The organism is Stenotrophomonas sp. SMYL89 (genome assembly GCF_036319985.1).
GTDB classification, from domain to species: Bacteria; Pseudomonadota; Gammaproteobacteria; order Xanthomonadales; family Xanthomonadaceae; genus Stenotrophomonas; species Stenotrophomonas maltophilia_Q.
Map to the genome: position 1 here is coordinate 144,782 of NZ_JAWIRW010000002.1, position 13,455 is coordinate 158,236.

Here is a 13,455-nt window from a genome sequence, read left to right on the forward strand (position 1 = left end):
CGCGATCGCCTTACATGCCGCTTGGCGATGTGGTCTCTAGTCGCGCAGAATCGAAGCCTCGTTCATGTTCCGGGGTTCCCATGCCGCACCGTCGTCGCCTTGCCCTGACCGCCCTCGCCCTGGCCAGCCTGCTGCCCTCGCTGGCCAGCGCTGCCGCCCCGTACCGCAGCCCGCAGCAGATCCTCGACGCCTCGGCGGCCAGCGACTGGCGCACGCCGGACCCGGCCAACCTGCTGTACATGGACCTGCCCGCCGGGCGCGTGATCATCGAGCTGGCGCCGCAGTTCGCCCCGCGGCATGTAGCCAACATCCAGACCTTCGCCCACGAGCATTTCTGGGACGGCACCAGCATCTACCGCTCGCAGGACAACTTCGTGGTGCAGTTCGGCGATGCCGACGCCGATGACGCGGCCAAGGCCAAGCCGTTCGGCAGTGCTGCGCGCAAGCTGCCGGCCGAGTTCGATCGCGCCAGCGCCGGCCTGAAGGTCAGCGTGCTGCCGGATCGCGATGGCTGGGCCAAGCAAACCGGTTTCGTCGACGGCTTCCCAGTCGGCCAGGACCCGCAGGCCGGCAAGGCCTGGCTGGCGCACTGCTACGGCATGCTCGGCGCCGGCCGCAGCAACGAGGAAGACAGCAGCATCGGTGCCGAACTGTATGTGGTGACCGGCCAGTCGCCGCGTCAGCTGGACCGCAACATCACGCTGGTGGGTCGCGTGCTGAAGGGCATGGAACTGCTCAGCGCGACGCCGCGCGGACCGGCGCCGATGGGCTTCTACACCGACCCGACGCTGCGCACGCCGATCGTGTCGATCCGCCGTGCCAGCGATGTGCCGGTGGCCGAGCGCACGCCGATCCAGGTGCTGCGTACCGATTCGAAGACCTTCGCCGATACGGTGGAGGCGCGGCGCAATCGCGTGGATGATTTCTACAAGCGCCCGGCGGGGCATATCGATCTTTGCAATATTCCGGTGCCGGTGCGCTGATGGTTTCCTGCGCGTGGCGCGTGCTGAAGGTGCTTCACTGTTCATGGGCGTTACTTTTCTTTGTACGCAAAGAAAAGTAACCAAAAGAAACGTTCCGCCGGCCGCGAGCCGGTGCTGCGCACCGGTGCCCTGCGCTCCTCGGCCCGTCGAGGGACGGCGCGGAGAGCAGCCGAGCATGGCTCGGCTCTACAAAAGTGCGTGGCGCCTCTTCGCCCTCGCCGGACCTGCGGTGCTCGGCTCGCTCAAGGCGGATCCAAGATCAAAGGCAGAAGCGCTCGCTTCGCTCGCCGGGCCCGGCCCGGCACTACCAAGCATCGTCGTGCAGCTGTGGCTCTTGACCTTGGGTCCGCCTTGAGTGAGCCGAGCATCGCAGGGGAATCAGGGGCGAAGAGGTGCCGATGTCTTGTAGAGCCGACTGTTAGTCGGCTGACCTCTGCACACCGTCCCCTGATTCACCGAGAAGCGCAGGGGACCGACGTGCGAAGCGCGGCGGCTCGCGACCTGGCGGCGCATTTCTTTTGGTTACTTTTCTTTTCGCGCGAAAAGAAAAGTGACGCCCATGAACAATGAAGCACCTTCAGCACGCGCCACGCGCAAAACGCCAACGCCTCAGCCCTTCTGACTCACCGCCACGCTCCCCAGAATCAACGCCCCCGCCACCAGCATCTGCACCGTCACCGCCTCGCCCAGGAACAACCACGCAAACGCCGCGCCGAACAGCGGAATCAGGTACGTCACCGTCGACGCGCGTGACGGGCCGATGCGGCCAATCAGGCGGTAGAACATCAGGAATGCCAGGCCGGTGCAGGCCACGCCCAAGGCGATCGCTGCACCCCAGGCCTTCAGCGGAATGGCGGCCTGTGGCCAGTGCGTCACCGCCATCGGCAGCATCCACAGCGAGGCACACGACAGCGTGGCTGCCGCCGCCGCGGCCGATGGCAGCCCGGTCATGTGGCGCTTCACCAGATTGACGCCCAGCCCGTACAGCAACGACGCCGCAGCGCCGGCGATCACTGCGGTACCAATACTCAGGCCGGAAACCTTGGCGGTGGCCAGCACCACCACGCCGGCGAAACCAACCAGCAAGGCACCGGCGCGGCGCATGCCGATCTTCTCGCCGAAGAACAGGAAGGCGATCAGCGCGGCGAACAGCACGGTCATCGCATTGCAGATCGCACCGATCGCGGCCGGCGCCTGCTCGGCGGCATAGGCAAACAGCACGAACGGCAGCGCCGAATTGATCAGGCCGATCGGTGCCAGCCATAGCCAGCGCCGCGGCGGGAACTGCGCGCGGGCGCGCCACAGGAACGGCAGCAGCACCAGCGCCCCCAGCACCAGCCGCACCTCGACCAGCGCGAACGGGCCGAACGACGGCACCGCCACCCGCATGAACAGGAACGAGCAGCCCCAGATGGCGCCCAGCAGGGTCAACTCCAGCGGTGTGCGCCAGTCGCGCTCGACCGCCTGTGGGACCGCATTCATGCTATGCCTCCGTCCATCGTCAATTCCTCGCCAAGGCGGACAGGATCGGGCGCAGACGCCCGCGGCACAAGCGCGTAGTATCGCTGCCAGCCACAAATATCGTTTGAGGCTGGACATGCAGCTACGCCCTTCCCTGCTCCCCGCACTGGCCGTCTTCGCGGTCGCCGCCCGCCACCAGAACTTCGCCCAGGCCGCGCAGGAACTGCACCTGACCGCCAGCGCAGTCAGCCACCACGTGCGGCGCCTGGAAGAGGTGCTGGAGACCCGGTTGTTCCTGCGCCACGCCCGCGGCGTGCGCCTGACCTCCGAGGGCCGGCAGCTGGCCGATGCGGCCAGCGCGGCCTTCACCGATGTCGCCGCGGTCGCCCATCATCTGCACCCGGATGCGGACAGCGTGCCGTTGCGGATCACCACGCTGCGTTCGCTATCGTACTGCTGGCTGTTGCCGCGGCTGCCCCGCTTCACCCAGGCCCATCCGCACATCCGCATCGAGCTGCACACCGGCAGCGGACTGGATCGCTATGACGACACTGGGCCGGAGGTCGGCATTCGCTACGGCCTGGGCCAGTGGCCGGGCCTGCGTGCGCAGCACCTGATGGACGACTACCTGTTCCCGGTAGCCTCACCGGCACTGGCCGGGGTCGAAACGCTGGTCGATCCGGCGCGCATCGCCGACCTGCCGCTGCTGACCGACCTGTCGCCGCAGGGCTGGCGCGACTGGTTCCGCCACGCCGGCGTGCGCCCGCCGTCGCCGCTGCCGCCGATGCACACCTTCGCCGACAGCACCGACGCGATGCGTGCAGCGGTGTATGGCATGGGCGCGGTGCTGGCTCGCACCCACATCGCCCAGCCCTATCTACAGCGCTACGAGGTGGTGCGCCTGCCCGGTCCGGCATTGAAGGCTCGCTATGCCTATCACGTGGTGCACGCAGAAGGGCAACCGCCGAGCCCGGCCGCGCGCCTGTTCATCGACTGGTTGCTGGAACAGGCGCAGGACGAGCGCACGCCGATTCCGGCATTGCCGGACAGCCTGCTCGGGCGGCCGGCGACGCAGGCCTGACTGCGCCCTCACCCGTTCTTTGCCTCGCGCTGGCTAGGCTGCTGGCGAACCCACAACGTACCTATGCCATGGCCATGCTGCGACTGCGCATCACCGGAACCGAAGACGACGCCCGCGCCATCAGCGACCTGCTGCTCGGCCTGGAGGGCATTGAACATGTCGAGGAAACCGACGACCTGATGCCGCACATGGACGACGACGATTCCAGTTCGGCCGGGCTGTCCGATGACATCGGCCCGGGCATCCACGAGCTGGAAGTGGAAGTCGGCAATGAAAGCACCGCGCAGAAGGTGCGCGATGCGGTGCAGGAACTGGCGCTGGAGCTGGATGTGTTCGTCGAGTACGAGACCGACGAGGGCTGATGCCGGCTGACGGCCGGCATCAGCCTTCATCTCAGCGGTTGGGCGGTAGCTTGCGACGGCGGCGACGCCACCATGCCCGCACACCCCAGGCCGCGATCAAGGCCAGCACCGCCACCGGCAGCAGTGCGGCCGCAGCGCGGATCAGGAACGCGATGCTGGTGCTGAGGATGCTGCCCGACTCGCTCAGCGCCTCGCCGATTTCGCTGCGGCTGCGCTGTCCCGAAGTGGTGTCGAAGTGGATCGACACCAGCTGGGTATCGATACGCCGGCGCTGCTGCGCAGCATCCTTGTTGGCCTGCTCGACACCCGCCTCGATCTCTGACAGGCGCGTGGTGATCGCCATCAGGTCTTCGATCTTCAGGTCCTTGCGGTCCTGGTAGGACAGCAGGCGGGCGTGCTCCTTTTCAAGCCGCGCTTTGGTCAATGCCGTGTCGGCCACCGCCTGCGCGAGATCCTCGGCACGCGTATTGCGGGACTGCAGCTTGCCGCCTTCACCGGCCATCGCGATCAGCGGCTCAGTGCCCTTCGGGGCGATGCGCACCTTCACTTCACCGCTGGGCTGCTCGCCGCCGTGCTGCTCGACCTGCAACACTGCACAGTCGCCGAACTTCGCGCTCTGGCAGGCCTGAGCGATCTGCTGGATGCGCGGTGCGATCTGCGCCGCCTCCAGCTGCACCTGCACGTCATGTTCGTAGGCCAGGAATGCACCTTCCGGTGAAGCGACGGCGGCTTCGGCACCGCCTCCGGCATCGGCCGCGACGTCGCCATGCTTTCCGCACGCTGCCAGCGCCAGCAACAGCACCGGCATTGCTGCCATGCGCGTCCACGCGCACACCGGCCTCACAGTGCGGCTCCGTCGTAGGAACTCACCGCCAGCGTGGCCAGATCCACTGCAGGCACGCAGCGCACGTTCACCGCCACCATCGGTGTGCCGGTGCGCGGGTCGACCGCTTCGCTGTAGGGAGCGACGCCACATTCGCGGCAGTGATGATGGTCGATGTGGGCCTTGTTGAAGTGGTAGGTGGCCACGTCGGCCGGATCGGTGGTCAGCTGGAACGCCCCGCGCGGGGCGAACCACAGCAGGCTGCCACGGCGGCGGCACATCGAGCAGTTGCAGTCGATGACGTCGCTGATCGGCGCCTCGGCCTGTACGGTGAATGCGATCCTGCCGCAATGGCAGCTTCCCTGGTATTCCATGTCCTGCGCTCCGCTGGAGGGTCCGTGTCTGCGCCCATGGTAATCCTATGGCACGGGGACAAAGCAGCCCCGGGGCCCTATGCTCGGGGTTTGACCCTGTACAGGAACGCCGATGCGCCCGCATCTTCTTGCCCTCGCCCTGGTCGCCGCCCTCGCCGGTTGCCAGCCGGCCGACGCCCCGACCAACGGTTCCACCCCGGCCGCCAGCCAGCAGGCCGGTGACGCAGCGGTCGATGCCGCCTTCGCCGATCTGTCCAAGCGCGCCCTGGACACCTGGATGCAGCTTTCGCCGGTCAGCGCCACCCAGATCGGCGACCACCGCTACGACAGCGAACTGGACGACCTGAGTGCCGCCGGCCAGCAGAAGACCGTGGCCGCCTACAAGGCGCTGCTGGGCGAACTGGACAAGATCGAGGTGGCCAAGCTGGGCCGCGAGAACCAGGTGGACGCGGCGATCCTGCGCAACCAGCTGCAGTCGGAAATCTGGAACGCCGAAGTGCTGCAGTCCGGCAAGTGGGACCCGCAGCTGTACAACGGCATCGCCGGCAGCGCGATCTACGGCCTGATGGCGCGTGAATTCGCACCGCTGCCGGAACGCCTGAAGTCGGCCACCGCACGCATGGAGAAGCTGCCGGCGATCTTCGCCCAGGCCCGCGAGAACCTGGATCCGGCGCGCGTGCCGAAGATCCATGCCGAGACCGTGGCCAAGCAGAACAAGGGCATCCTCAGCATCGTCGATACCTTCATCACCCCGCACATCGGTGAACTGCCGCAGGCCGACCAGCAGCGCCTGCAGGCTGCCATCGACGGGCTGAAGAAGGCCGTGGACGAGCAGCAGACATGGCTGGACAAGACCCTGGTGCCGAACGCCAAGGGTGATTTCCGCATCGGTGCGGAGAAGTACGACCAGAAACTGAAGTTCGCGCTGAGCTCGTCGCTGTCGCGCCAGGAGATCGGTGAGCGTGCACGTGCCGAACTCAAGCGCGTGCGCGAAGACATGTACGGCATCGCGCAGACCGTGCTGAAGGACAAGCCGGGTGCGCCGGAGATGCCGGCCCAGCCGACCGACGAGCAGCAGCAGAAGGCGATCGAGGCCGCGCTGGAACTGGCCTACGCCGACAAGCCGGCACGCGACAAGGTGGTGGACGATGCCAAGGCCGCGCTGGAGCAGTCCACCGCCTTCGTGCGCGAGCACGACCTGGTGACCCTGCCCGACGCGCCGGTGGACATCATCCTGATGCCGGAATTCCAGCGTGGCGTGGCCGTGGCCTACTGCGATTCGCCGGGCCCGCTGGACAAGAACCTGAAGACCTTCTACGCCGTGTCGCCGATTCCGGACGACTGGAACGAGAAGCAGGTCGACTCGTTCCTGCGTGAATACAACTCGCGCATGATCCACCTGCTCAGCATCCACGAAGGCACCCCGGGCCACTACCTGGAAGGCTGGCACTCGGCCAAGTTCCCCTCCACCCTGCGTGCGGTGCTGCGTTCGGGCCTGTTCGCCGAAGGCTGGGCGGTCTACACCGAGCGCATGATGCAGGAGCAGGGTTACCTCAACAACGATCCGCTGTTCCACCTGGTGCAGCTGAAGTTCTACCTGCGCACGATCTCCAACGCGATCCTCGACCAGGGCGTGCACGTGGACAACTGGGATCGCGAAAAGGCGATGCACCTGATGACCCACGACGCGTTCCAGCAGGAAAGCGAGGCGGCCGGCAAGTGGGTGCGTGCACAGCTGACCTCGGCGCAGCTGCCGACCTACTTCGTCGGCGCGCAGGAGCACTTCGACACCCGCAAGGCGGTGCAGGAGAAGCTGGGCGACAAGTTCAACCTGAAGGCCTACCACGACCAGGTGCTGTCCTACGGCGCACCGCCGGTGCGTTTCGCACGCCAGCTGATGCTGGACCAGCCGATCGAATGATCGGGCGCGGGGCTGAATGCCCCGCGGGTCTGGCAGTACCTCACGGCCCGGGCTTCCCGGGCCGTTCTCGTTTGAAGCGCCCGAATGCCTCACATCCGGTGTATGTACATCTTCCCGGCATGGCTGCGGATATCAAGAAAGTATTTCGCCTTGCAGCCCCGGCATGCCGCCGGATGCATTTCATCAAACCCACGCTGGTTCTCCAGCGCGACGGCCAGTATGGGATGCCCGCAGTCGAAACAGCAGAATGCAATGTTGTTGCCATGGGGATCGGCATCAATCTGGTCGCCATAGTGATCCATCACGAGGAAGTCTGTGATTTTCATGGTCGATCTCCGGAGTAGGTGAACCACCCGCAGACTACATCGCCCCCCCGCTGTCCAGAAGGGCACGCGTCGCCTACGGGGCAACGCGTCCTTCCCGCCACGCTGGAGCCGCTACGGTCCTGAACAGTTGCACATCGGGCGTGCGTGACCTCACACCTGGCGAACGACTCCGGGCGCATCGTTCGCCGGGTTCCCCCTTCCACCAGCGTCCATGTCTCTCCCCCTGTTCCGTCTTGCACTGCTGCCCACGCTGCTGGCCAGCGCCTGTGTCTTCGGCGCCTGCCCTCCACCACCGCCCGGTCAGCCCGACATACGTGCCCTGGGCTACTACACCGACAAGGCCGGCTCGGTGATCGACCCGGCGCTGCACCAGCAGAATCATGACGCCACCGCGCCACTGGACCGCTATGCCGCCGACGTGGCACGCATGAGCGACGACTACCTGCGCAACGGTGACCCGGCGGCGGCGCAATGCACGCTGGCATGGCTGGTGGCATGGGCAGACGGAGGCGCCATGCTCGGGCAGATGATCCGGGTCAACAACGACCAGTCGTTCTACATGCGGCAGTGGATGCTCGATGCAGTGGCCATGGCCTACCTGAAGGTGCATGACCAGGCCGACCCGCAGCAGCGCGCACGCATCGATCCGTGGCTGCAACAGCTGGCACGCGCCAACCTGGCCTACTGGGACAACCCGAAACGGCGCCGCAACAACCACTACTACTGGGGCGGCCTGGGCGTGCTGGCTACCGGCCTGGCCACCGATGACCAGGCCCTCTGGCAGGCCGGCCACGCGGCCTTCCAGAAGGGCATCGATGACATCCAGGACGATGGCAGCCTGCCGCTGGAAATGGCCCGCGGACAGCGTGCCCTGCACTACCACGACTACGCGCTGGCGCCACTGGTGATGATGGCCGAACTGGCGCGGCTGCGCGGCCAGGACTGGTACGCCAGCCGCGATCACGCCATCGACCGCCTGGCGCGCCGGGTGATCGGTGGAAGCAACGACCCCGCGTGGTTCAACCAACGCACCGGCGTCGCACAGCTGCCACTGAAGGCCAGCGGCTGGGTCGAGTTCTATCGGCTGCGCTCACCGGATGGCGGCCTGTTCGATGCCGCACATGCACGCGGACCGTTCCACTCACCGCGGCTGGGTGGCGACCTTACGCTGATGGCCGCGCACGGCATCGTGCGCACGCCCCTGCGCTGGCCGCGTGCCTCAGCGCATCGCCCGCTGCAGCAGCAGCTGGAACTGCGCGCTGCTGCAGCCCTGTGCACTACAGCCCGGCAAGGACAGTGCGACGCGGCCCGGCGGCTGCACCTCGGTCAGCGGCAGCGCATCGCGCAGCTGCCCGGTGGTGGGATAGACGTAGGACACGCGGAAACGCTCCAGGCCACTGCGACGCCCACGCCAGCGCTCGAACTGCAACAGGCCTCCGATCGGCGTCTTCTCGTACTGGCCCGGCAGCGTGTAGTCAGCGATGCCCAACGCAGCCAGCACGGAGCCGATGTTGGAATCGTGACCGACCAGCAGGGTCACCTTCGGTGACGCCGGATCCTTGAACAGCGCGTCTACCCGTGCCAGCAGCGGTGCGGCCACATCACGAGCAACTTCAGGAGTACCGAACAGGATGTCCTGGTAGCGATTGCGTATCTGCGCCAGCGCCTGCCATTGCGCCTCGTTGTTCAAGCGGCCCCAGCCTTCGCGCGGAATGCCACTTCCTTGGTAGTGCTCCATCAGCAGCGCATCCACCACTCCGCTGGCCAGCGCCAGTGAACCCGAAGCGCGAGGCTCGTTGCCCGGCTCCGCACTGAAGGTGGTATCGGCCAGCGTCAGATGGCAGTCGCCGCGGCCGGTACACGCCGCCGACTCCGGGTAGCGGGTGACCGCCTCCACCACCGCCAGTGCCGGCGCCAGGTCCACGTCGGTCAGCGCTTGCTGCATTGCCGACAGCGCGCGCTCGCGGAAGACCGTGTCTCTGTTGTGGATCACCGGATTGAACAAGGGATCCATCGTGCCCAGCGGCATGCGCTGCTCGATCGCAACGTGGCAGCCCGGGAAGGCACCGGCAACGAAGAACTGTGCGGTGGCCTGGGTACGCTGCAAGCTGTTGGCATGGGCGCGGGAGTCAGCCGGCTGCGGGCAACCCGAGGCCCGCAACAGCTGAGCCTGGCGCAGCCACTGGCCGATGTAACGGCCCATGTATGCCTCCAGCACGCCGCCCTTGGTGGTCAGCTCGCCCGGTGCCACCTCCCAGCGCGGCCAGGTCTCGGGTGTCGCGTTGGCGAGCGCGCCGGAGGCCACCACCGGCGCGCGCAGGTTGTGGCGGCTGAGCAGGATGACCTGCTCAAGCTGCTCGTCTGCGGCGGGTGCGGCCATCGCGGTCGCAGTGCTCATGCCCAGCGCGAGCGCCAGCAACAGGGAGCGTAGGGGGAGGATCATGCAGGTCTCCAGAAGCACGCTGGGGTCAGAGCCCATTCCTTCGGAAAGGGATCCGACCCCAAGGGATACAGGACCGGGGTCGGATCCCTCTCGCAGAGAAGGCTCTGACCCCCGCAGCGGTCATTGATCGGCGGCCACGAAACCACCGGTCTGCCGCGCCCACAACCGCGCGTACAGTCCACCAGCCGCAATCAGTTCCGCATGGGTGCCGGTCTCGACGATGCGGCCCTCGTCCATCACTACCAGCCGGTCCATGCGCGCGATGGTCGACAGCCGGTGCGCGATCGCGATCACCGTCTTGCCACCCATCAGTTCGTCCAGGCTGTCCTGGATGGCCGCTTCCACTTCCGAATCCAGCGCCGAGGTCGCTTCGTCCAGCACCAGGATCGGTGCGTCCTTCAGCAGTACGCGGGCAATGGCGATGCGCTGGCGCTGGCCACCGGACAGCTTCACGCCGCGCTCGCCGACATGCGCGTCGTAGCCGCGACGGCCCTGCCCATCCACAAGTGTGTCGATGAAGCTGGCCGCTCGCGCCTTGGCCACGGCTGCGTGCAGTTGCTCGTCGGTCGCATCCGGACGGCCGTACAGCAGGTTGTCGCGGATCGAGCGATGCAGCAGCGAGGTGTCCTGGGTGACCACGCCAATCTGCTGGCGCAGGCTTTCCTGCGTAACGTAGGCAATGTCCTGGTCGTCGATCAGGATGCGGCCGCTTTCCAGGTCGTACAGGCGCAGCAGCACGTTGACCAGGGTCGACTTGCCGGCACCGGACGGACCGACCAGGCCGATCTTCTCGCCTGGCTTCACCACCAGGTCCAGGCCGGCGATCACGCCACCCTTCTTGCCGTAGTGGAAGTGGATGTCCTGGAAGTGCACGCCGCCCCGGGTCACCTGCAGCGGCACCGCATCGTCGCGGTCCTGCACGGTCAGCGGCTGGGCGATGGTGGTGATGCCATCCTGCACCGTGCCGATGTCCTCGAAGATGCCGTTGATGGTCCACATGATCCAGCCGGACATGTTGTGGATGCGGATCACCAGGCCGGTGGCCAGGGTGATCGCGCCGACGGTGATGTGGCCACCGTTCCACAGCCACAGCGCCAGACCGCAGGTACCGGCGATCAGAAAGCCGTTGACGATGGCGATGGTCAGGTCCATGCCGGTGGTGATGCGGGTCTGTGCGCGGTGCTTGACCGCCAGCTCCTGGATCGACTCTGCCACGTAGGCCTGCTCGCGCCCGCCATGGGCAAACAGCTTCAGCGTGGGGATGTTGGTGTAGCCATCGACGATGCGGCCCATGGCCTTGGAACGCGCCTCCGACGCGATCCACGCCCGTTCCTTCGCGCGCGGCACGAAGTAGAACAGGATCACCGCATAGGCCAGCAGCCACAGGATCAGCGGCACCATCAGCCGCCAGTCGGCCTGCGCGAACAGGTACAGCGCGGTGCCGGTATAGACCACGATGTACCAGAGCGAATCGACCATCTGCACCGCCGACTCGCGCAGCGAGGTACCGGTCTGCATCACCCGGTTGGCGACGCTGCCAGCAAAGTCGTTCTGGAAGAAGCTCAGGCTCTGCCGCACCACGTAGTTGTGCATCAGCCAGCGCGAGCGGTTGCTCAGGCCGGGCACGATGGCCTGGTTGACCAGCAGGTTGTGCAGGCCGACCAGGATCGGCCGCGCGATGACCGTGATGAACAGCATCCAGCCCAGTTCATTGGCGTGGCGCTTGAAGAAGTCGGCGCCCGGCTGCTCGGCGACCATGTCGACGATGCGGCCCAGGTAATCAAACATCGCCACTTCCACCAGCGCCAGCAGCAGGCCGGCGATGAGCGTGGCCAGCAGCACCGGCCACACCGGGCGCAGGTAGTGCAGGTAGAACGGCAGCACCTTGCGTGGTGGCATGCGCCCGTCCACGGGCGGGAACACCGGAATCAGGGATTCAAACCAACGGAACATTGCATTCCCTCGCCTCTTGCAAGCGGCGGAGTATCCCACGCCGGATGTGTACGCCAGCCGATGATCACCGCTCCGCCCCTGGTAGTCGCCCACCTTGGTGGGCGCCGTACCGCATGCCGACCAAGGTCGGCATCTACCGTTCAGTCGGGGTGAACAGCAGGTCCTGGAAATCGAAGCTGAAATCGGTCAGGTCGGAAATCGGCTGCATGCGCACCTCGCGCACCTTGCCATCCGGATCCAGGCTGAAGTTCACGAATGCATCGGCGTTGAGCGAGCGGTCGTCCCAGCGGACGATGAAGGTGTCGTGCTGCCAGTGTTCCAGTCGCCCGCTCAGCTGCGCGGTCTTCGCAAAGCGCAGGCGCAGGCCCTTGCCCTCGCTGCTGACCTGCATGTCACCGTACCAGCGGTCACGGAAGGTGCCGGTGTAGCCGGCCAGCGCCAGCGACGGCCGGCTGCCCTTGTCGCGTGCACTCTGGTGCTTGGCCCAGGCCTCGTCGGCCTTTTCCTGGCCCTTGGCCACGGCCTTGGCATAGGCATCCACCCAGTCGTGCTTTTCACCGCCCAGGTAGGCATCGAGCACGCTCAGGGTGATCGCGTTGAACGCTGCACCCACTTCCTGGTTGGTCAGTACCACCACGCCCAGCTTCTCGCCCGGCACCAGGGTCAGTCGCGAGACCATGCCCGGCCAGCCACCGGTGTGCCAGACCAGCTTCTGCCCGCGGTAGTCGCTCAGGCTCCAGCCTTCGCCATAGCCGGCGAAATTGGCCCGCGCCGGTGCCAGCTCCGGCACGCTCGGCGCCGGGATCGACTGCGGCGTGATCATCCGCCACATCTGCTGCTGGCTCTTTTCGGTGAACAGTGGCGTGCCATCGGCCAGTTTGCCTTCGGCCAGCTGCACCTGCATCCAGCGCGCCATGTCATGCGCGCTGGAATAGATGCCACCGGCGCCGGCGTTGTTCGACCAGGTCAGCGGCGCAACGGTGCGCAGGTCCTTGAAATCGTACTTGGCGTGGCCGACGGCGGCCTTGTCACCGGGCTTCAGGTGATCGGCGTTGTAGCGGGTGCCGGCCATGCCGACCTTGTCGAAGATGCGCGCCTGCAGGAACTGCTGGTAGCTCATGCCCGAAACATGCTCGATCACCTGCTGGGCGACCGCGTACAGGATGTTGTCGTAGGCATAGCTTTCGCGGAAACCGCCCTTCAGCGGCACCCTGCCCAGTCGCTCCACCACTTCGGCGTTGCTGTAGGAGGTGGCCGGCCAGAACAGCAGGTCACCGGCGCCCAGGCTCAGCCCGCTGCGATGCGACAGCAGGTCGCGGATCGTCATCTGGCCGGTCACGAACGGATCGGACATGCGGAACGACGGCAGGTGGTCGATCACCTTGTCGTCCATCTTCAGCTTGCCGTCCTCGGCCAGCAGGTTCAGCGAGGTTGCGGTGAACGCCTTGGTATTGGAAGCGATGGCAAACAGGGTGTCGGCCTGGACCGGCTCCGGCCTGCCCTGTTCACGCACGCCCCAGCCGCGCTCGAGCACCACCTGGCCGTCCTTGACCACGGCCACGGCGATGCCGGGCACGTCGAACTGCGCGCGTACGCGCTCGACGGTCGCATCCAGGTCCTGCAGCTGCGCCGGGGTGGCCGCGCTTGCCATGGTCGTGCATGCCAGCAGCACGGCTCCTCCAATCCAGGGTTTCATCCAGCACGATCTCCGAACAGGGGTGGCGGCCA

General features: G+C 66.6%; 11 protein-coding genes and 1 pseudogene. 5 read left to right on the forward strand and 7 right to left on the reverse strand.

Translation table 11 applies throughout. The features are described 5' to 3' along the window. The first annotated feature begins 80 nt into the window (after positions 1-80). Entirely contained in the window at positions 81-983 is a 903-nt protein-coding gene (locus V3B41_RS03390; protein ID WP_329860085.1) for a peptidylprolyl isomerase, read from the forward strand. 609 nt (positions 984-1,592) lie between these two features. On the opposite strand, the gene V3B41_RS03395 is transcribed toward V3B41_RS03390, so the two are convergent. Continuing rightward, positions 1,593-2,465, reverse strand: coding sequence for a DMT family transporter (locus tag V3B41_RS03395; protein ID WP_099560113.1), 873 nt, complete (start codon positions 2,463-2,465; stop codon positions 1,593-1,595). 115 nt (positions 2,466-2,580) lie between these two features. Here V3B41_RS03395 and V3B41_RS03400 point away from each other — a divergent pair, with 115 nt between their 5' ends. Together V3B41_RS03400 and V3B41_RS03405 are read left to right on the forward strand one after the other, a co-directional pair. Beyond that, complete coding sequence (locus V3B41_RS03400; RefSeq protein ID WP_049427690.1) at positions 2,581-3,525, forward strand: LysR substrate-binding domain-containing protein; 945 nt, start codon at positions 2,581-2,583, stop codon at positions 3,523-3,525. A gap of 68 nt (positions 3,526-3,593) precedes the next feature. After that, positions 3,594-3,887, forward strand: a complete 294-nt coding sequence (locus V3B41_RS03405) for a hypothetical protein (protein WP_005408721.1) — start codon at positions 3,594-3,596, stop codon at positions 3,885-3,887. Positions 3,888-3,918: 31 nt separating this feature from the next. Here the strand turns inward: V3B41_RS03405 and V3B41_RS03410 are convergent, their stop codons facing one another. Both V3B41_RS03410 and V3B41_RS03415 read right to left on the reverse strand, forming a co-directional pair. After that, entirely contained in the window at positions 3,919-4,704 is a 786-nt protein-coding gene (locus V3B41_RS03410; protein ID WP_049427692.1) for a DUF4349 domain-containing protein, read from the reverse strand. A 23-nt stretch (positions 4,705-4,727) separates the two neighbouring features. Then, the gene (locus V3B41_RS03415; RefSeq protein ID WP_329860088.1) at positions 4,728-5,084 is read right to left on the reverse strand and encodes a GFA family protein; all 357 of its coding nucleotides are present in this window, start codon (positions 5,082-5,084) and stop codon (positions 4,728-4,730) included. Between the two features lie 112 nt (positions 5,085-5,196). On the opposite strand from V3B41_RS03415, the gene V3B41_RS03420 reads away from it, so the two are divergent. Continuing rightward, on the forward strand, positions 5,197-7,005 hold the full coding sequence (locus V3B41_RS03420) for a DUF885 domain-containing protein (RefSeq protein WP_014036483.1): 1,809 nt from the start codon (positions 5,197-5,199) through the stop codon (positions 7,003-7,005). Positions 7,006-7,094: 89 nt separating this feature from the next. Here the strand turns inward: V3B41_RS03420 and V3B41_RS03425 are convergent, their stop codons facing one another. After that, on the reverse strand, positions 7,095-7,331 hold the full coding sequence (locus V3B41_RS03425) for a hypothetical protein (protein WP_295547946.1): 237 nt from the start codon (positions 7,329-7,331) through the stop codon (positions 7,095-7,097). 211 nt (positions 7,332-7,542) lie between these two features. Between V3B41_RS03425 and V3B41_RS03430 the strand changes: the two are divergent. Beyond that, positions 7,543-8,502, forward strand: a pseudogene (locus V3B41_RS03430) (polysaccharide lyase); the annotation flags it as partial. A 48-nt stretch (positions 8,503-8,550) separates the two neighbouring features. Here V3B41_RS03430 and agp read toward each other — a convergent pair. From agp to V3B41_RS03445, 3 genes are all read right to left on the reverse strand, one after another. Further along, on the reverse strand, positions 8,551-9,774 hold the full coding sequence (gene agp / locus V3B41_RS03435; RefSeq protein ID WP_329860092.1) for a bifunctional glucose-1-phosphatase/inositol phosphatase: 1,224 nt from the start codon (positions 9,772-9,774) through the stop codon (positions 8,551-8,553). A 120-nt stretch (positions 9,775-9,894) separates the two neighbouring features. Then, positions 9,895-11,727, reverse strand: a complete 1,833-nt coding sequence (gene smrA / locus V3B41_RS03440; protein WP_049427698.1) for a multidrug efflux ABC transporter SmrA — start codon at positions 11,725-11,727, stop codon at positions 9,895-9,897. Between the two features lie 133 nt (positions 11,728-11,860). Further along, positions 11,861-13,423, reverse strand: coding sequence for a serine hydrolase (locus V3B41_RS03445; protein ID WP_197620374.1), 1,563 nt, complete (start codon positions 13,421-13,423; stop codon positions 11,861-11,863). Positions 13,424-13,455 lie beyond the last annotated feature (32 nt).